Consider the following 17,958-nt stretch of genomic DNA (forward strand, 5'->3'; position numbering starts at 1 on the left):
CCCGATGGCCGTGAACAGCGACGCCCCCGTCAACCCCTTCGACGCCGAAGGCGAGTTCCTCGTGCTGGCGAACGCGCGGACGCAGCACTCGCTGTGGCCCGTGTTCGCCGAGGTGCCGGACGGCTGGACGGCCGTCCACGGGCCGTGCCCGCGCCAGGACGCCCTGGACTGGGTCACCGCGCACGACACCGGTCTGCCGGCCCGGTGACCCCGTCCCCCACCCGCGGCTCCGGGCGCGGCCCGCTGATCGGGCCGCGCCGGGCCGTGGTCCTGGTCTACGTGGCCGCCATGTGCATGAACGGTCTGGACTCCACCATCGTCAACCCGGCCCTCTACACCATCGCGGAGGACTTCGGCCGCCCCGTCGCGGCGGCCAACACCGTCGAGACGGCGTTCCTCGTCGCCCTGGCGCTGGCCCTGCCGGTGGCGGGCTGGCTCGGCGACCGGTACGGCACCAAGCGGGTCTTCCTCGGCTCCCTCGCCGTGTTCACCGCCGCCTCCGCGCTGTGCGGCCTGGCCTGGAACCTCCCGGTCCTGGTCGTGGCGCGGGCGGTGCAGGGGCTCGCCGGGGGGCTGCTGACCCCGGTCGGCATGACCCTGCTGTTCCGGGCCTTCCCGCCGGCCGAGCGGATCCGGCTGGGCCGGGTACTGATCGTGCCGACCGCCCTGATGCCCGCCCTCGGCCCGCCGCTCGGCGGACTGCTCACCGAACACCTCTCCTGGCACTGGCTGTTCTTCGTCAACGTGCCCGTCGGCGCGGCCGCCGTGCTGCTCGGCGCGGTGGGGCTGCGCGAGCACGTCGAGGGCACCGGGGGCCCGTTCGACCGGGCCGGCTTCTGGCTGGCCACCCCCGCCCTGGGCCTGCTCACCTACGCGCTGGGCTTCGGCCCCTCGCGCGGCTGGTCCGACCCGGTGATCGCGCTCAGCGCGGCGGCGGGCGCCGTCCTGCTGGTGGCCACCGTGGTCCAGCAACGCCGGGCCGCGGCACCGCTGCTGGGGCTGCGGCTGTTCGCCGACCGCCACTACGGACCGGCGTCCGCGCTGGCCGCGCTGACCGCCGCAGGGCTGATGGGCGTGCTGTTCGTGGTGCCGCTGCTCTTCCAGGCGGCGCTGGGCGGGTCCGCGCTGGACGCGGGGCTGAGCGTCTTCCCGGAGGCCGTCGGGCTGATGCTGGCCTCGCAGGCGGTGGACCGGCTGCTGCCCCGTCTCGGTCCCCGGCGGCTGACCGTGACCGCGCTGCTGCTGGCCGCCCTGGTCTTCGCCGCGCTCGCGGTGCCGGGCACGGCGGAGAACGCGTGGGCGGTGCGGGGCCTGATGTTCGGCATCGGGCTGGTGCTCGGCACCGCCGTGCTCACCGTGCAGATCGCCGGGTTCGAGACGATCCCGCCCCCCGACATGGGGCAGGCGATGGGGCTGTTCCAGATCGTCCGCACCCTCGGCGGCGCGCTCGGCATCGCGCTGTGCGCGGCCCTCGTCGGAGGGGGCGCCCACCCGGGGGGCGGGGCGATGGACGCGGGCCCCTTCCGCACGGCGGTGTGGGCGACCGCCGCCCTGGTCGCCGTCTCCGCCCTGTTCGCCCTGCGGCTGCCCCGCGCCGCCCCGGAGCCGCCGACGGGCACGGCGCCGGACGACGCCGATGACGCCGACGACGCCGACGACGCCGGACCGGCGCGGACCGAGGAGCGTTCGCCGGCTCCCTGACGCCCGGGCCGCCGCCCCCGCGGGCGCCTCCGCGCACACCGCGCGGAGGCGCCCGCGGCCCTTCGGCGGCCGGTCCGGGACCGGGCCCACCGGTCCGGGACCGGGCGCTACCGGTCCTGCCCGGCGCCCAGCAGCCCCGCCAGGGCGTCGGCCAGACCGCCGCGCCAACAGGCGTAGTCATGGCCGCCGTTGAACTCCCGGTAGGTCACGTCGTAGCCGCGGTCGCGCAGGACGCCGTGCAGCCGCCGGTTCTCCGCGAGCAGCATCCACTCCTGGAGCCCGACCTCCAGCCACAGCCGCACCGGGCGCCGTTCCCCGGTGGCGTACTGCCGGGTCAGCCATTCCGGGCCGCGCTCCGGGTCGTCCTCGGGCCACCAGAAGGAGCCCGACTGCGACACCGCCAGCCCGAACCGCTCGGGCCGCCGGTGTGCCGCGTAGGCCGCCGCCAGTCCGCCCGCGCTCTGCCCGGCCACGACCGTCCGGTCCGGCCGCAGCGGAGCGCCGAACTCCCCTGCCGCCCACGGGAGCAGGGTGTCCGCCAGCCAGTCCGTGAAGGCCCCGTCGCACGTCAGGTCGTCCATGCGGCGCCCCATGGTGTCGACGAGGAGGGCGGCCGTCGGCGGCAGCGCCCCGGCGGCGTGCATCCGGTCCAGGGTGCCGCCGACGTCCAGCACCGGCCCCCACATCTCGCCGTCCAGCAGCACGGCCACCGCCTCCGGCACCACGCCCTCACCGGGCGGCAGCCGCACGGTCACCCGGCGGCCGGTCAGCTCGTGCTCGGTGCTGCTGCCGCGCGGCACGGCGGTCCGCCCGGCGTACGGCTGCGGCGGCGCGTCCGGCAGGGACAGCACCGAGGCGGGACGGCGGGCGCCGAGCGACGGCAGCACCGGTGCCGCGCTCAACGGATCGGGCAGCGCGCGGTCCAGGGCGGACCGCCAGGACGACCGGTCGGTGCGCAGCAGCTCCGCACGGGAGCCGTGGCCGGGGAGGAACTGGTACGAGGCGCGGTGGTCGGAGCGCAGCCGGTGCGAGAGCGCCCAGACGGAGGTGCCGGCCACCCGCCGCATCAGGTGCCGGGTGAGGTCGCCGCCGTGCCGGTCGCGGTCGGTGACGGTGTGCACGAGGAGCAGGACATCGGTGGCGGGCCGGTCGGGGTCGTCCCGCCAGAGGAAGGTGACCAGGCGGTGCGCCGGGTCGCCGTCGGGGTCGGCCTCGACCAGGGGGGTGCCGAGGCGTTCGGCGCGCAGCCAGAACTCCGCCTCGGCGCCCGGTACTCCGGCCCGCACCCCGTCACGCAGGGCACACAGCGCGGGGCTGGGGATCGCGGTCACGGGGGTCCGCCTTTCGTCGTGTCGTCAGTCGTCAGTCGTCAGTCATCGGTCATCGGTCGTCGGTCGTCGGCCGTCGTGTCGCCGGGTTGTCGGTCGTGGGGTGGGGAGGGGCCGCCGGGGGAGGGGAGTGGGGCGAGGAGGCGCCGGTGTCCGGGACAGGACCGCGCGGCGCCCGAGGGGCTTCCGGCACCGCCGGGGGCCGTGCCGGGCCCGGCCGCTCCCGGTCCGCCCCCGCGCCGGACACCCGCGTACGGCTCCGGGTCCCGGCAGCGGAGCCGCACGGCAGGCACCCGCGGCCCGACGCACCGTCCCGGGCGGCCCCGCCGCGCGGCGGCGCACCGGCCCGTGCGCGGCCGTGCGCGGGGTCCCGGGCGGGGGAACCCCGTGCGGCCCCGCTCCCGGGACCCGGTCCGTGCCGCGCGCTCACACCCGGGTCGCCGCCGACCGTCCGAGCAGCACCCAGAGCAGGAAGGGGCCGCCGAGGACGGTGGTGACCACGCCGACCGGGAGTTCGGAGCCGGAGAAGACGATCCGTCCGACGGCGTCGGCGGTCACCACCAGCACCGCCCCGGTCAGCATCGAGCCGACCAGCGGCACCCGCAGCGGTCCGGCCAGCCGCGAGGCGATCACCGGGGAGGCCAGGGCGACGAAGGCCACGGGTCCGCACACGCCCACGGCGAGGCCCGCCAGGGCGACGGCGAGCAGCATGCACAGCGTCCGCACCCGGTCCGGGCGCACCCCCACCGACGCGGCGGTCGCGTCGTCGAAGCGCAGCACCCCCAGGTGCCGGGCGACGGCGAGGGCCGCCGGGACGAGGACGCAGAGCCCGATCAGCACCGGCACCGCCACCGAGTACCCGCGGCCGTTGAGGCTGCCGGAGGTCCACACGTACAGCGAACCGGCCGAGCTGAGGGACCGCCGGGCGAGCATGACCTGGGTGATCGCGGAGGCCAGCGCGGACATTGCGAGGCCCACGACGAGGACCCGGTAGCCGCGTTGGCCGAGCCCCCCGGCGACGGTGGTGACGACCAGCACGGCGGCCAGCGCGCCGAGCGGCCCGGCCCACCAGGCGCCGAAGGTGCCGGTGACGCTGACGGAGAGCAGCACCGCGGCGGTGGCACCGTCGTTGACGCCGAGCAGTTCGGGGGTGGCGAGACGGTTGCGGGCGAGGGTCTGGGTCAGGCAGCCGGCGAGTCCGAGGGCGGCCCCTGCGGCGAGCCCGGCGACGATCCGGCCGAGCCGGAACTTCTGCACCAGCAGGACGTCGAAGCGGTCGCCCTGTCCGAACAGCGCGCGGAAGGTGCGGCCCACGTCCATGTCGCTCTGGCCCGCGTACGCCGAGAGGGTCACCGCGAGCAGCCCCAGGGCGGCGAGGCCGGTGGCGGCCAGCGCGGGGCGCCGGTGCACCAGCAGGGAGACGGGGCCGCGCCGCAGGACGACCGTCCCGGCGTGGGAGGCCCGGGCGGGCCTTCGCGTTCCGCCTCCGCGGGCATCGGCGCCGGTGCCGGCGTCGGTGCCGACGCGGGAGCGGCCGAGGAGCGCGGCGAGCCGGGCCGGGACCGGCGTCCGGCGGCGTCGTGGGGGGCCGTCGCCGGTGGCCGGTTCGGTCATGCCCATCGAGGCGAGCCGCCGGGAGCGCACGATGCCGATCAGGACCGGTGCGCCGATCAGCGCGACGATCACCGACACCGGTGCCTCGAACGGCCGGGCCACCACCCGGGCCGCCACGTCGGACAGGGTCAGCACCCCGGCGCCGATCAGCCCCGCGAGCACGATCCGGGCGGCCGGGCCGGCGCCGGTCAGCGCCCGTGCCAGGAACCCGGCGAGCAGACCGAGGAAGGAGATGGGCCCGGCCAGCGCCACCGCGGCGGCGGTGAGCAGGGTGACGGCGACGGCCACCGACGTCCGGATGAGGGAGGGGCGGTGGCCGAGACCGCGCGCCAGGTCGTCGCCGAGGGCGAGCGCGGAGAGCGGCCGGGTGACGAGGAGGGCCACGGCGAAGCCGATGACCAGGACGGGCAGCAGCCGGCCCAGCTCGCCGTAGCCCTCGACCCCGGCGAGGGAGCCCAGCACCCAGAAGCGGAACCGGTCGTAGGTCTCCGCCGAGTTGACCACGATGACGCTGGTGACCCCGCCGAAGGTGGCGCCGAGCGCCGAGCCCGCGAGCACCAGCCGCATGGGGGAGCCGCCGCCCCCGCGTCCGGCGATCAGCAGGACCAGTCCGCTGGCGGCGACCGCGCCCACGAAGGCGCACACCAGATAGGCGTAACCGGAATCCAGGCCGAGCAGGGCGATGCCCGCCACCACGCCCAGCGAGGCACCGGCGTTGACGCCGAGCAGCCCGGTCTCGGCGAGCGGGTTGCGGGTGACCGCCTGGAGCAGGCATCCGGCCACCCCGAGCGCGCCGCCGACGAGGACGGCGGTGAGTGTGCGCGGCAGCCGCAGATCGCCGATGACCAGGGAGAGCCGGCTGTCGGAGCGGGCACCACCCAGATCGAACAGGTAGTCCAGTGCCCCGCCGGGCCCGACCTCGCCCGCGCCGACGCTCAGGGAGAGGCCGGCCAGGAGGACGACGACCGCCGTGAACGCGGTGATGAGCAGCCCGGTGCGGCGGCGCGCGGGAGCGTGTTCCACGTGACCGTCGGCCGGGTCACCGGAAGCCGGGGGCGAGGCGGGCGGAACGGCTTCGGCCGTCAACGTGCCGGATTCACCGGCGTGTTGGGCGTCGGGTCGCGGTACCTGGGAATGCCCTGTCTGCATGTAGTGAGGTTAGCCTAACCAAAAAAGAGGTAAGGCTGACAAGAGGGTCCGGTTCATTCGCCGGACGGGCTGTCGGCCCGCCTAGATAAGGTTAGGCTAGCCTTATGAACTGGGGATCAGTCATGTCCGAGGACCCATCCGGCGCTTCCGCCCTCCCGGCCCCGCCCAGAACCTCCGGTCGCCCCGGCACCACGGGATCGAGCGGCCTGCTGGCCGGGCGCACGGCCCTGGTCACCGGAGCCGGCCAGGGCATCGGCGCGGCCGTCGTCCGCGCGCTCGCCGCACAGGGCGCCACCGTGGCCGCGACCGACCGCGACGCCGAGGGCGTCGGGAAGCTCGCCGCCGAACACGCCGAACACGCCCCGCTCGACGGCGGCACGGGGGAGCCGGCCGCCGGCGCCGTGACCGCGTACGCCATGGACGTCACCGACGCGGAGGCCGTCCGCGCCGTCGTGGACACCGCGGTCGCCCGGCACGGCCCACTGGACATCCTGGTCAACGTGGCCGGGGTGCTGCGCACCGGCCCGTCTGCCGAACTCTCCGACGAGGACTGGGCGGACACCTTCGCCGTGAACACCACCGGTGTCTTCCACACCGCCCGCGCCGTCGCCCCGGCCATGGCGGCCCGCGGCCGCGGCAGCATCGTCACCGTCGGCTCCAACGCCGCCGGCATACCCCGCGTCCGCATGGGCGCCTACGCCGCCTCCAAGGCCGCCGCCGCCATGTACACCCGCTGCCTCGGCCTGGAACTGGCCCGCAGCGGCGTCCGCTGCAACGTGGTCGCCCCCGGTTCCACCGACACCCCGATGCAGCGCGCCCTCTGGCGGGACCCCGACGCCCCCGGCCGGGTCGTCGACGGCGATCCCGCCGCCTACCGCACCGGCATCCCGCTCGGCCGCATCGCGGACCCCGCCGACATCGCCGACGCCGTGGTGTTCCTCGCCTCCGACCTGGCGCGGCACATCACCCTCCAGGAGCTGTACGTCGACGGCGGCGCGACCCTCCGCTGACCGTCCGCCCCGCGCCATCCGCGCACCCCGTCCCCACCCCCGCACACCCGCCCCGCACGCCCGCCCACCGCGGGCACGGGAGAAACGGAGCCATCGTGTCGACGGCACCCCAGGTCGCCGAACCCCACACCCTCGCAGAGCCGGCCCACCCCGCCGTAGGGGTCGCCACGGGACTGCTCAACTCCTACGCCCCGGGGGCCCGTTTCCTCGGCACCCCCACCCGCACCCTGCTGGGCGAGGGCGTGCACAGCGAGGTGCCGCACGACGGGCGGCCCCCCCACCGGCGGGTCGCCGCCGCCCTCGCGGACGCCCGCGCCGCCGGGCACCCCGCACCGGTCGTCCTGGGGGCGATACCCTTCGACCAGGACGCCCCGGCCGCCCTCGCCGTGCCCGCCACCCTGCACACGGCCCCGCCCCTGACTGCCGACCCGCTCGTCGCCCTGCCCGCCGAACCCCCCTCGCCCCAGGACGAACTGACGGTCCACCAGGAACCGGCTCCGGAGGAGTACGCCGCCTCCGTCGCCTCCGTCGTCGACCGCATGTGGCAGGGCGAGTTCAGCAAGGTCGTGCTCGCCCGCACCCTCCGGGTCGACGCCGCCCGCCCCCTCGACGTCCCCGCGATGCTGCAGCGCCTGGCCCGCCGCGACCCCTCGGGCTACACCTTCGCACTGCCCACCGGCCCCGACCGCACCCTCCTCGGCGCCAGCCCCGAACTGCTGGTCTCCCGGCACGGCGACCGGGTGGTCGCCAATCCGCTGGCCGGCTCCGTGGCGCGCAGCACCGATCTGGCCGAGGACGTCCGCCGCGCCGCCGCCCTCCTGGAATCCGCCAAGGACCTGCACGAACACGCCGTCGTGGTCAACGCCGTCGCCGAGAACCTGGCCCGCCACTGCACCGGCCTGACCGTCCCCGACCGGCCCACCCTGGTGCGCACCGCCACCATGTGGCACCTGTCCACCACCGTCACCGGCACCCTGCGCACCCGGGACACCTCCGCCCTCGAACTGGCCTGCGCCCTGCACCCCACCCCCGCCGTCTGCGGCACCCCCACCCCCCTCGCCCGCCGCGTCATCCGCGAGACCGAGCCCTTCGACCGGGGCTTCTTCACCGGCATGGTCGGCTGGGGCGACGCCGACGGCGACGGCGAATGGGTCGTCACCATCCGCTGCGCCGAGGCGGAGCCCACCTCGCTGCGCCTCTACGCCGGTGCCGGGGTCGTCGCCGCCTCCGAACCGGCCGCCGAGACCGCCGAGACCGCCGCCAAGTTCCGCACCTTCCTGAGCGCCGTGGGAGCCCGGCTGTGACCGATCCGACCACCCCCGCCCCGGCCGCCCCCGGCGCCGACGCCCCCACCTGGCCCGCCGGGTTCGCCGAGCGCTACCGCGCCGCGGGCCACTGGAAGGGGCAGACCTTCGGCGGCATGCTCCGCGAGCGGGCCGCCGCCCACCCCGACCGGATCGCCGTCGTCGACCCCGGGGACGGACCGGGGAGCACCCGCCGCTGGACCTACGGCGAACTCGACATCCGGGCCGACCGGCTCGCCGCCGGGCTGCTGGCCCGCGGCATCGGCAGGGGCGACCGGGTGGTCGTCCAACTGCCCAACATCGCCGAGTTCTTCGAGGTCGTCTTCGCCCTGTTCCGGATCGGCGCGCTGCCGGTGTTCGCCCTCCCCGCGCACCGCGAGAGCGAGATCCGCTACTTCTGCGACTTCACCGGCGCCGCCGCCTACGTCATCGCGGGCGAGCACGGCGGCTACGACTACCGCGAGCTCGCCGCCGCCGTCCGCGCCGACGTCCCCGCGCTGAGCCACGTGTTCGTCGCCGGACCGGACGCGGGCGAGTTCGAGTCCCTGGCCGGCCTGAGCACCGACCCCGTCCCCGTCGACGGACCCGCCCCCGGCGACCTGGCCTTCCTCCAGCTCTCCGGCGGCAGCACGGGCATCCCCAAGCTGATCCCCCGCACCCACGACGACTACCTCTACTCGCTGCGCGGCTCCAACGAGATCTGCGCCGTGGACGAGGACAGCGTCTATCTGTGCGCCCTGCCCGCCGCCCACAACTTCCCGCTCTCCTCGCCCGGCACCCTCGGCGCGCTCCACGCGGGCGCCCGGGTCGTGCTCTGTCCGGCACCCGGCCCCGAGACGGCCTTCCCGCTCATCGAGCGCGAGCGGGTCACCATCACCGGACTGGTGCCGCCGCTCGCCCTGGTGTGGACCGAGGCGGCCCCCGGCACCTCCCACGACCTCAGCAGCCTGGAGGTCCTGCTGGTCGGCGGCGCCAAGTTCAGCGAGCAGGCGGCCCGCCGGGTCCGCCCGGCCCTCGGCTGCACCCTCCAGCAGGTCTTCGGCATGGCGGAGGGGCTGGTCAACTACACCCGTCTGGACGACCCCGAGGAGACCGTCGTCACCACCCAGGGGCGGCCCATCTCGCCCGACGACGAGATCCGCGTCGTCGACGACGAGGACGAGGACCTGCCCGTGGGCGCCACCGGCCATCTGCTCACCCGCGGCCCCTACACCATCCGGGGCTACTGGAGGGCGCCCGAGCACAACGCCCGCTCCTTCACCGCGGACGGCTTCTACCGCACCGGCGACATCGTCCGCCTCACCCCCACCGGCCACCTGGTCGTCGAGGGACGGGCCAAGGACCAGATCAACCGGGGCGGCGAGAAGATCGCCGCCGAGGAGGTGGAGAACCACATCCTCGCCCACCCCGCCGTCCACGACGCCAACGTCGTCGGCGAACCCGACCCCTACCTCGGGGAACGCACCTGCGCCTACGTCATCCTGCGGGCCGGTGCCGAGCCCCCGAAGCCGGTCGCCGTCAAGCGGTTCGTCCGCGAACGGGGCCTCGCCGCCTACAAGGTGCCCGACCGGGTCGAGTTCGTCACCGCGTTCCCGCACACCGGCGTCGGCAAGATCTCCAAGAAGGAACTCCGGGCCGCCGCCGAGACGGCCCCCGGCACCGCCCCCGCCCCCCTCACCGAGAGCTGAAGAAACCCCGCACCATGGCCCTGCCCAGGATCACCCCGTACCCCATGCCGGCCGCCGCGGCACTGCCCGCCAACCGGGTCGACTGGAAGGTCGACCCGGACCGAGCGGTCCTGCTCGTGCACGACCTCCAGACGTACTTCCTGTCCGCCTACGACACCGACGCCCCGCCCGTCCCCGAACTCCTGCGCAACGTGCGGGTGCTGAAGGAGCGGGCCGCCCAACTCGGCGTCCCCGTCCTCTACACCGCCCAGCCCGGCGGCCAGAGCGCCGGGGAGCGGGGACTGCAACAGGACTTCTGGGGTTCCGGCCTGCCCGCCGACCCGGCCGCCGAGGCCATCGCGCAGGCGGTGGCGCCCGGACCCGGGGACGAGGTCGTCACCAAGTGGAAGTACAGCGGCTTCGTCCGCACCGACCTCGCCGAGCGGCTGGCCGCGCTCGGCCGCGACCAGCTCGTCATCACCGGCGTCTACGCCCACATCGGCGTGCTGATGACGGCCTGCGACGCCTGGATGCGGGACATCCGCGCCTTCGTCGTCGCGGACGCCGTGGCGGACTTCTCCGCCGAGGAGCACGCGATGGCGCTCCGCTGGGCGGCCGGCCGCTGCGCCGTCGTCACCACCACCGACACCGTTCTCGAAGGGAACTGACCACCGTGGCCCTCACCCTGGAGCAGTTGCGCGCCGACATCGCGGACGTGCTGGGGGAGTCCCCCGAGGACATCCCCGACGACGAGAACCTCGTCGACCACGGCCTGGACTCCGTCCGGCTGATGGTCCTGGCCGGCCGCTGGCGCGACGCCCACGGCCTGGACGTCGCCGTCACCGACCTCGCCGAGCGGCCGGCCGTGGAGGAGTGGGCCGTCCTGCTGGGCGCGACCGGCTGACCCCGGACGGCGGGCGGCCCGGTCCGGGCGGGGGGACGCCCCGGCCGGACCGGGCCGCCCGCCGCCCGGGTCCGCGCTCAGCGCAGCAGCAACTGCGCGATGGCGAAGCTGCCGACGACCACGATGAAGGCCCGCAGGGCGGCCGGCGGCAGCCGCCGGCCGATCCGCGCCCCAATCTGCCCGCCGAGCGCCGAGCCGACGGCGATGAGCAGCACGGCCGTCCAGTCGAAGTCCGCCACGAAGAGGAAGAACGCGGCGGCGATGCCGTTGACGATGGCGGCGAGCACGTTCTTCACGGCGTTCAGGCGCTGGAGGCTGTCGTTCATCAGCATGCCCATGAGGGACAGGTAGATGATCCCCTGGGCCGCCGTGAAGTAGCCGCCGTACACGCTGGACAGCAGCAGCCCGCCGAACAGCACCGGACCGCCGTCGGCCCGCGCGGGCGTGCCCCGGCGCTCGCGGCGCGCCTGGACGGCCCGGGAGATGCGCGGCTGGAGGATCACCAGGACCAGGGCCAGCGCCACCAGGACCGGGACGATCGTCTCGAAGGCGGTCGCCGGGAGGGAGAGCAGCAGCGTCGCCCCGGCGAGCCCGCCGACGGCCGCCGCCGCCCCGAGGCGCAGCACCAGCCGGCGCTGCCCCTTCAGCTCGGCCCGGTAGCCGATGGCGCCGCTGACCGAACCGGGTATCAGCCCGAGGGCGTTGGACACCGTCGCCGTCACCGGCGGCAGGCCGGTGGACAGCAGGACCGGGAACGTGATCAGCGTTCCCGACCCGACGATGGTGTTGATGGTGCCGGCACCGACTCCGGCGGCGAAGATCGCCGATGACTCCCAGATGGACAACGCCATCTCCTCACTTCGGTTCAGACGCCTCCCCGCCCGTGGGGTCGAGGGGCCGTACCGATCATGCACGAAGAGGGGGCCCGCGGTCGACGGGGCGCGGGGTCCGGAACCGGCGCCGCCGTCAGCCGTCCAGGCTGATGAGGAGCAGAGCGATGTCGTCGCCCGGGGTCGGGGCGTGCCGGATGAGGGCGTCCGCCATGGTGTCGAGGTCCCTGGGATCGCCGTGCTCCAGCAGCCCCGCCAGGGCGGCGGTCGCGTCGTCGATGTCGACCCCGGGGGCCTCGACCAGCCCGTCGGTGTACAGGGCGAGCACGGAGCCGGGGGGCACCGTGACGTCGAGCGGCGGACAGCGGGTGTCCGGCTCGACGCCGAGCAGCAGCCCGGGCGGCACCGGCAGCAGCTCGGTCCGGCCGTCGGCGTGCCGGAGCAGGGGCGGCGGATGGCCCGCCGTGGCCATGCGGGCCCGGCGTCCGGCCAGGTCCAGATGGACGTAGAGGCAGCTGGTGAACAGGCCCGGGTCCAGCTCCATGAGCAGCCGGTTGGTGCGGGCCAGCACGTCGTCGGGGGAGGCGCCGGCCATGGCGTGGGCGTGCACGGCGGTGCGCACCTGGCCCATCAGGGCCGCCGCGTCCACGTTGTGGCCCTGGACGTCCCCGATGGCCGCCCCGGCCGTGTCCGCGCCGATGCGGATCAGATCGTAGAAGTCGCCCCCGATACCCAGCCCCCGGGCCGCCGGCAGATAGCGCGCCGCGCACCGCAGTCCGGGGACGCGGGGCAGGGTGTGCGGCAGCAGGGCGGCCTGGAGGCGGTGGGCGAGGTCGTGCTTGGCGTCGTAGAGCCGGGCGCGGTCCAGAGCCTGGCCGATGAGACCGGCCAGCGCGGTCAGCGCGGCGCGCTCACCGGGCGGGAACACCTGCGGACGCCGGTAGGCGAGCACCAGCGAGCCGATGGGGCGGCCGGAGGCGATCAGCGGCAGGAACGCCCAGGAGGCCATGCCGTCCTCGTGCACCGCGTCCGGGTAGGCGCGGCGCAGCTCGGCGAAGTCGGTGAAGAAGTCCGGGACCCCGGTGACGAGGACCTTGCCGCCCGGCATCGGGGCGGCGACGGGTATCGCGTCGTACTCCTCCATGAGTTCGGCCCGGTAGCCCCGGTGGCCGAGGATGCGCAGCCGCCCGTCCTCGGCGCCCATCAGCACGAGCCCCTGCGCGCCCAGCGCGGGCAGCAGCTGGTCGGCGGTCTGCTCGACCACGTCCTGGACGCCCACCGCCTCGGTGAGGGTGGCCGCCAGGTGCATCAGGTGGTGCAGGACCGTGGCACGGGTGGGGCCCGCCGGGATCACCGACGACGGTTCCGAGCCCTCTCCGGACGGCTCGGCGCGGGTGATGCGGACGCTCACCCCGGAGGCGTCCGGGTACAGGCGGAAGGCGAGCCAGGTGTCCGGCGGGCGCAGCACCGTGAAGGTCTGCGGCTCGCGGCTGATCAGCGCGGCCCGGTAGCGGTCCTCGACCTGCGGCACCGCCATCCAGGGCAGCAGGTCCCAGGGCAGGGCGCCCAGCAGGTCGGCGGGGTCGACGCCGACCAGCTCGGCGGCGTCCCGGGTGACGAAGACGACCCGCCCGTGCGGATCGAGGGCGCAGGAGCCGCCCGGCAGCCGGTCCGCGAAGGCGGAGGCCGCCGCCGTCCCTTCGGGCAGCGGGGGCCGCCCGGCCGGGGGCGCCGTGCGGCGCGGGCGGTCGAAGGGACGCAGCGGCGCGCCCCGGTCCAGGGCCCGCTGGAGCAGCCCGCCCAGGCGGCGGCGGCCCGCCTCGACGGCGGCGTGCTCCGCGTCGTCCAGCCCGGACGGCCGGGCGCCGTGCCAGAGCAGCACCAGCCCGCCCCGCGGCACCGTCCCGGACAGGACCGGGGCCGCCGAGAGGGCGAAGTCGTACGGCAGGGCGAGGGCCAGCCGCGGAAAGCGCCGGGCCATCTCCTCCGGGCCGCCGACCCAGACCGGTCGCGTCTCGCGCACGGCGAGCGCCAGCGGCATCGGGTCGTCCAGCGAGATCCGCCGCCAGGGCGCGGCGGTCTCGTGCGGCGCGCCCGTCATCATCACCAGCCACAGGGCGTTCCCGCCCGGCGGCAGGCTGTAGAGCAGCCCGGCGAAGGCACCGGCCTCGCGCACCACGGTGGCCAGCGTGTCGTCCATCAGCGGCCCGCCCCGTACGCCGCCGGGGCCGGACGGGAGGCGCCCGCCCCGGTCCCGCGCCGGCGGCCCGTGACCGCCGGCTCCGGCAGGACCGGGCCGGACCGGCCGCACCGAACATCACGCATATCAGGACAGTACGCCCATACCGGCGTGCGGGCATCCAGATGCCGACCCGCCCCGGTCGGGGGATCCGGACGGGAGCCCGCCCCGGTCGGGGGCCCGTGCGGGAGCGCGCCGATACCGTCGCCCCATGAGCGACGACGACTGCTTCCGGCATCCGCGGCTCGCCGCCGTCCACGACGCGCTCGATCCGGACCGCCGCGACCTCGATGTGTACGTCGCCATGGCCGAGGAGTTCGGGGCCCGCAGCGTGCTGGACGTCGGCTGCGGCACCGGCGTGCTGGCGCTCCTGCCGGCCGGCCGGGGCATCGCGGTCACCGCCGTCGACCCCGCCGGGGCCTCCCTCGACGTGGCCCGGGGCAGGCCCGGCGCCTGGCGGGTGCGCTGGCTTTCGGGCGACGCCACGGTGGTGCCGCCGCTCGGGGCGGACCTGGCGGCCATGACGGCGAACGTCGCCCAGGAGATCACGGACCCCGGGGAGTGGCGGGCCGGCCTGCGCGCGGTGCGGTCCGCGCTGCGGCCGGGCGGACGCCTGGTGTTCGAGACCAGGGATCCGGACCGGAGGGCCTGGGAGGGGTGGACCCGCGAACGGACGCGGCGGGTGACGGAGATCCCCGGCGTCGGCGCGGTGGAGAGCTGGGTGCGGGTGACGGCGGTGGACGGGCCGCTGGTGAGCTTCCGGTGGACCTACGCCTTCGCCGCCGACGGCGCGGTACTGACCTTCGACTCCACCCTGCGCTTCCGTGGCCGCGAGGAGGTCGGGGCGGATCTGGCCGCCGGGGGCTGGCTCCTCGACGAGGTCCGCGACGCCCCCGACCGGCCGGGACGGGAACTGGTCTTCGTCGCCCGCCGCCCGGCCGGGGAGGACCCGGCACCGTAGGCGGTACCGGTGTCGGTCCGGGCCCGTCGTGACGTCCGGGCTCCGTCGTGAGGTCCGGGCCCCGTCGTGAGGTCCGGGCTCCGTCGTGAGGTCCGGGCCCCGCCGTGAGGTCCGGGCCCGGCTGCTCGGCACGCCCGTTCACCATCGCCCATCGCGCCGTTCCCTTCGGCGGGCCTCCGCCGTTCCTCTCGGCGGGCCTCCGCCGTTCCTCTCGGCGGGTCCTCGGCGGGTCCTCGGCGGGTCCTCGGCGGGCCGCGTGGGTCGGCGAGGGCCGCGCCGGGCGGTTCCGTCGCTCCTGGGTCTCCGCCCCGGCGCCGGCCCCCGCGCCCGTCGCCCGTCCGTGTTCCCGCGCGCCCGTGCCGCCTCCGGCCCGCGTCCCCGGCGGCACACCGGGGGCCGAGCCGGGCCGGGCGGCCGCGGTGGACCGGGGCACGGCGGCGGGCCTGGAGGGGACGGGCCTGGAGGGGACGGGGGCCGCGCGCCCCGCCGGGCCGGAGGGCGGCACGGGCCGGGTGTCGGGTCAGACCCGGAAGAGGGAGCCCACGAACTCGGTCATCAGCCGCTCCTTGAGTCGGTCCGGCAGCGCGTCAAGCAGCGCCAGCACCGGTGCTGTCCGCGTCGGCAGCGGCGCCCCGGGCGCGATCCCCGCGAGGGCCAGCACCGCGGCCGCCTCCTCGGGGCCGAGCCGGTCCGGGTCCAGGCCCGCCGCCGCCCCGGCCACCGCCGGATCGACCGCGACCGGGCCCGCCGCGCGGGCCGCCGCCAGCGAGGCGCGGAGGTCGGCCAGCAGCGCGTCCACCCGGTCGCCGGTGGCCGGGGTGAGCGTCAGATGCAGGTTCGGTGGCATCCCCGCGAAGGAGAGCTGCGGCTGGAGGTACCAGCCGCGCTCCCGCATCCCGTCCGCCGTGTGCAGCACCAGGCCGAGGTCCGGGGCGCCGTCCGCCCCCGTCACGGTGAACGCCACCAGACTCCCGGCCGGTTCGCCCAGCACCTCGACGCCCTCCGTGCCGCGCAGCCCCGGCACCAGCCGCTCGGCGGCGGTCGCGACCCGCTCCGCCAGCGCCGTGTACCCGTCGCCGCCGAGGTGCCGCAGCACCGCCCACGCCTGCGCCAGCAGCCCGGCGGACCGGGTGCCCTGCGCGGTGGGGTTGACCACCGGATAGCCCGGCCACCCGGCGTGCGCGAAGTACTGGTGGCGGCGCAGCTCCGCGTCCCGGTACAGCACCACGGAGGCGCCCTTGTCCGCGTAGCCGTACTTGTGCAGGTCCACCGAGAGCGACGTCACCCCCGGCACCGACAGGTCGAACGGCTCGACCGGGCGGCCGGTGCGCCGCAGGAACGGCAGGTACCAGCCGCCGATGCAGGCGTCCACGTGGCACAGCACCCCGTGCTCCGCCGCCACCGCCGCGATGCCGGCCACCGGGTCCATCACCCCGTGCGCGTACGACGGGGCCGAGGCCGCCACCAGGACGGTCCGCGGGGTGAGCGCCGCCGCCACCGCGTCCGGGTCCGCCCGGAACGTCACCGGGTCGACCGGCACCACCACCGGGTCCACGCCCAGGTAGTGCGCCGCCTTGTGGAACGCCGGGTGCGCCGTCGAGGGCAGCACCAGCTCGGGCCGGTCGACACCCCGCTCGGCGCGGGCGTGGTCCCGGGCCGTCTTCACGGCCAGCAGGACGGACTCCGTGCCGCCGCTGGTGAAGGTGCCCTGGGCGCCGGGCGTGCCCAGCACCGCCACCACCGCGCCCACCACGTCGTTCTCCAGCCGGGCCACGCTCGGGAAGACCGTCGGGTCCAGCCCGTTGACGCTCGCGTGGACGGCGTACGCCTCCGCCGCCAGGCCGTCCAGCCCCGGCAGCCCGGCGTCGTACACATAGGCGAAGGTACGGCCGCCCCGGGTCGGCGCGTCGCCCTCGCGCAGGGCGCGCAGCTCGGCCAGCAGGGCGTCGGCGGCCCGCCCCGGCGGCAGCGGACCGGGGGACGCGGAACCGGAACCGGCGGGATCGAGCGGCATGCGGGGGTCCCTTCCCGGGGGGTGAGGCGGGAGGGACGAGCATGGATCAACGGCCGTCCGCGCGGCAAGAGGGCGGCCCGGCCCTTCGGCCCTTCGTCCCCACGTCCCCCCGGCTCCTCGGTACCCGGCCCAGGTGTCGCACAGCTCCGGGTACCGGGGCGGGGCATCCGGGCACCCCACAACAGCCCCCCGGCATCCGTGGCCCACGCTCCCGGGGTCCGGCCCCGTCGCGCGGACCACCGCGCCCGCGTGCCGCGCGCGCACCACCGCGCCCGCCCGGCGGGGTCCCGCCCGGGCGTCCGGCTCAGCCCAGCGGCCGTACGGTGAGCATCTGCTGGGCGTGCCCGACCGGACCGTCGACGTCGTGCAGGACCGTGCTGGTGATGCCCTGGCCGGTGGGGCCGAAGACCACGGTGGTGTCCAGGCCCGTCCAGCCGCCCCGGGGCTGCCGGTGCAGGTGGACGGTCAGGTCGACGTTGGGGAACATCCACTCCGTGGGCGGGCGGCGCACCGCGATGCCGTTGGCCGTGTCGACCAGCGCCAGATAGGAGGCCAGCGGTCCGGAGGCCTCTCCGGCGACCAGGGCGAGCCCCGTGGAGATCCAGGCCGTGGTCCGGCCCGGCCGCGGCGGCGCCACCGGCCGCACGTCCAGCGAGGCGATGTACCCGCCCGGCCAGGTCTCGTCCATCGCCCAGGGCGCGAGCGTCCCGGGGGCGGGCAGCGCGGCGTCCCCGCCGCCCGCGACGGCGGCGGTGTCCAGGGCGGCCAGCCGCCAGGCCCGCGCCCGCACCACCGGGCGGCCCGCGATCAGCACGGTGGCCTCGAGCAGTTCGATGGTGCGCCCCGGGCGCAGCGTCTCCACCCGTATCTCGGTCTCGTCGAGGGCCGGGCGCCCCAGGATGTCGAAGCCGATCCGGCTCAGCAGCAGGCCGTCCCCGGCACCGCCCCCGTCCCGTCCGGCGAGATGGCGCTCGATGGCGTGGACGGTCAGTCCGCCGAGCGGGCTGAAGTGCTGCTCGTCCGCGCTCCACGCGCCGCTCGCGTGCGCGGTGGGCTTGTACCGGTACGCGTCGACGCGTTCGTAGTAGCCGTCCGGACGGGGGGTGCTGGCGTTCAACGGGCGTCTCCAGGGAACGAGGACACGGGCGGGGGAACCGGGCGCCGCCGCCGTGCGCCGTCCGGACACGCCGCCCAGGATAGGTCCGCCGCCGCGCACCGCCGCGGCGGCCCCGAAGGA

The 17,958-nt window shown here is 76.4% G+C and carries 14 protein-coding genes; 8 read left to right on the forward strand and 6 right to left on the reverse strand.

What is annotated here, in order from left to right; all coding sequences use genetic code 11:
* The first annotated feature begins 4 nt into the window (after positions 1 to 4).
* Both ACZ7LB_RS18305 and ACZ7LB_RS18310 read left to right on the forward strand, forming a co-directional pair.
* On the forward strand, positions 5 to 208 hold the full coding sequence (locus ACZ7LB_RS18305) for an MbtH family protein (protein WP_161224184.1): 204 nt from the start codon (positions 5 to 7) through the stop codon (positions 206 to 208).
* Complete coding sequence (locus ACZ7LB_RS18310; protein ID WP_471469351.1) at positions 205 to 1,701, forward strand: DHA2 family efflux MFS transporter permease subunit; 1,497 nt, start codon at positions 205 to 207, stop codon at positions 1,699 to 1,701. The genes ACZ7LB_RS18305 and ACZ7LB_RS18310 overlap by 4 nt, the downstream gene beginning before the upstream one ends.
* A 107-nt stretch (positions 1,702 to 1,808) precedes the next feature.
* Here ACZ7LB_RS18310 and fes read toward each other — a convergent pair whose 3' ends face one another.
* The gene (fes, locus tag ACZ7LB_RS18315; protein ID WP_471469352.1) at positions 1,809 to 3,032 is read right to left on the reverse strand and encodes an enterochelin esterase; all 1,224 of its coding nucleotides are present in this window, start codon (positions 3,030 to 3,032) and stop codon (positions 1,809 to 1,811) included.
* A gap of 423 nt (positions 3,033 to 3,455) precedes the next feature.
* Complete coding sequence (gene fhuB, locus ACZ7LB_RS18320; RefSeq protein WP_471469353.1) at positions 3,456 to 5,792, reverse strand: Fe(3+)-hydroxamate ABC transporter permease FhuB; 2,337 nt, start codon at positions 5,790 to 5,792, stop codon at positions 3,456 to 3,458.
* A 122-nt stretch (positions 5,793 to 5,914) separates the two neighbouring features.
* Here fhuB and ACZ7LB_RS18325 point away from each other — a divergent pair, with 122 nt between their 5' ends.
* The 5 genes from ACZ7LB_RS18325 (at position 5,915) to ACZ7LB_RS18345 (ending at position 10,677) form a co-directional block, all read left to right on the forward strand.
* Positions 5,915 to 6,802, forward strand: a complete 888-nt coding sequence (locus ACZ7LB_RS18325) for a 2,3-dihydro-2,3-dihydroxybenzoate dehydrogenase (RefSeq protein WP_471469354.1) — start codon at positions 5,915 to 5,917, stop codon at positions 6,800 to 6,802.
* A 95-nt stretch (positions 6,803 to 6,897) separates the two neighbouring features.
* Positions 6,898 to 8,106, forward strand: coding sequence for an isochorismate synthase (locus ACZ7LB_RS18330; RefSeq protein ID WP_471469355.1), 1,209 nt, complete (start codon positions 6,898 to 6,900; stop codon positions 8,104 to 8,106).
* Positions 8,103 to 9,794 carry a (2,3-dihydroxybenzoyl)adenylate synthase gene (locus ACZ7LB_RS18335; RefSeq protein WP_471469357.1) on the forward strand — a complete coding sequence of 564 codons (1,692 nt, stop codon included), beginning with the start codon at positions 8,103 to 8,105 and terminating at the stop codon, positions 9,792 to 9,794. The genes ACZ7LB_RS18330 and ACZ7LB_RS18335 overlap by 4 nt, the downstream gene beginning before the upstream one ends.
* A gap of 14 nt (positions 9,795 to 9,808) precedes the next feature.
* Positions 9,809 to 10,441 (forward strand): isochorismatase family protein, encoded by a 633-nt coding sequence (locus ACZ7LB_RS18340; RefSeq protein ID WP_471469359.1) that lies wholly within the window; start codon positions 9,809 to 9,811, stop codon positions 10,439 to 10,441.
* Between the two features lie 5 nt (positions 10,442 to 10,446).
* On the forward strand, positions 10,447 to 10,677 hold the full coding sequence (locus tag ACZ7LB_RS18345; protein WP_471469360.1) for a phosphopantetheine-binding protein: 231 nt from the start codon (positions 10,447 to 10,449) through the stop codon (positions 10,675 to 10,677).
* A gap of 77 nt (positions 10,678 to 10,754) precedes the next feature.
* Here ACZ7LB_RS18345 and ACZ7LB_RS18350 read toward each other — a convergent pair whose 3' ends face one another.
* Together ACZ7LB_RS18350 and ACZ7LB_RS18355 are read right to left on the reverse strand one after the other, a co-directional pair.
* Entirely contained in the window at positions 10,755 to 11,528 is a 774-nt protein-coding gene (locus tag ACZ7LB_RS18350; protein WP_202548975.1) for a sulfite exporter TauE/SafE family protein, read from the reverse strand.
* 115 nt (positions 11,529 to 11,643) lie between these two features.
* The gene (locus ACZ7LB_RS18355) at positions 11,644 to 13,707 is read right to left on the reverse strand and encodes a SpoIIE family protein phosphatase (protein WP_471469362.1); all 2,064 of its coding nucleotides are present in this window, start codon (positions 13,705 to 13,707) and stop codon (positions 11,644 to 11,646) included.
* Between the two features lie 250 nt (positions 13,708 to 13,957).
* Between ACZ7LB_RS18355 and ACZ7LB_RS18360 the strand changes: the two genes are divergently transcribed.
* The gene (locus tag ACZ7LB_RS18360) at positions 13,958 to 14,707 is read left to right on the forward strand and encodes a class I SAM-dependent methyltransferase (RefSeq protein ID WP_471469364.1); all 750 of its coding nucleotides are present in this window, start codon (positions 13,958 to 13,960) and stop codon (positions 14,705 to 14,707) included.
* A gap of 520 nt (positions 14,708 to 15,227) precedes the next feature.
* Here ACZ7LB_RS18360 and ACZ7LB_RS18365 read toward each other — a convergent pair.
* Both ACZ7LB_RS18365 and ACZ7LB_RS18370 read right to left on the reverse strand, forming a co-directional pair.
* On the reverse strand, positions 15,228 to 16,721 hold the full coding sequence (locus ACZ7LB_RS18365; RefSeq protein WP_471469366.1) for a pyridoxal phosphate-dependent decarboxylase family protein: 1,494 nt from the start codon (positions 16,719 to 16,721) through the stop codon (positions 15,228 to 15,230).
* Positions 16,722 to 17,025: 304 nt separating this feature from the next.
* On the reverse strand, positions 17,026 to 17,838 hold the full coding sequence (locus tag ACZ7LB_RS18370) for a thioesterase family protein (protein WP_471469368.1): 813 nt from the start codon (positions 17,836 to 17,838) through the stop codon (positions 17,026 to 17,028).
* Positions 17,839 to 17,958 lie beyond the last annotated feature (120 nt).

The organism is Streptomyces sp. NPDC107521 (assembly GCF_055598485.1).

What these genes read in the sequence shown, in the direction of transcription:
- ACZ7LB_RS18305 (WP_161224184.1), top strand. Translation starts at nt 5, where the DNA reads ATGGCCGTGAACAGCGACGCCCCCGTCAACCCCTTCGACGCCGAAGGC.
- ACZ7LB_RS18350 (WP_202548975.1), bottom strand. Translation starts at nt 11,528, where the DNA reads ATGGCGTTGTCCATCTGGGAGTCATCGGCGATCTTCGCCGCCGGAGTC.
- ACZ7LB_RS18325 (WP_471469354.1), top strand. Translation starts at nt 5,915, where the DNA reads ATGTCCGAGGACCCATCCGGCGCTTCCGCCCTCCCGGCCCCGCCCAGA.
- fhuB (WP_471469353.1), bottom strand. Translation starts at nt 5,792, where the DNA reads ATGCAGACAGGGCATTCCCAGGTACCGCGACCCGACGCCCAACACGCC.
- ACZ7LB_RS18365 (WP_471469366.1), bottom strand. Translation starts at nt 16,721, where the DNA reads ATGCCGCTCGATCCCGCCGGTTCCGGTTCCGCGTCCCCCGGTCCGCTG.
- ACZ7LB_RS18340 (WP_471469359.1), top strand. Translation starts at nt 9,809, where the DNA reads ATGGCCCTGCCCAGGATCACCCCGTACCCCATGCCGGCCGCCGCGGCA.
- ACZ7LB_RS18360 (WP_471469364.1), top strand. Translation starts at nt 13,958, where the DNA reads ATGAGCGACGACGACTGCTTCCGGCATCCGCGGCTCGCCGCCGTCCAC.
- ACZ7LB_RS18355 (WP_471469362.1), bottom strand. Translation starts at nt 13,707, where the DNA reads ATGGACGACACGCTGGCCACCGTGGTGCGCGAGGCCGGTGCCTTCGCC.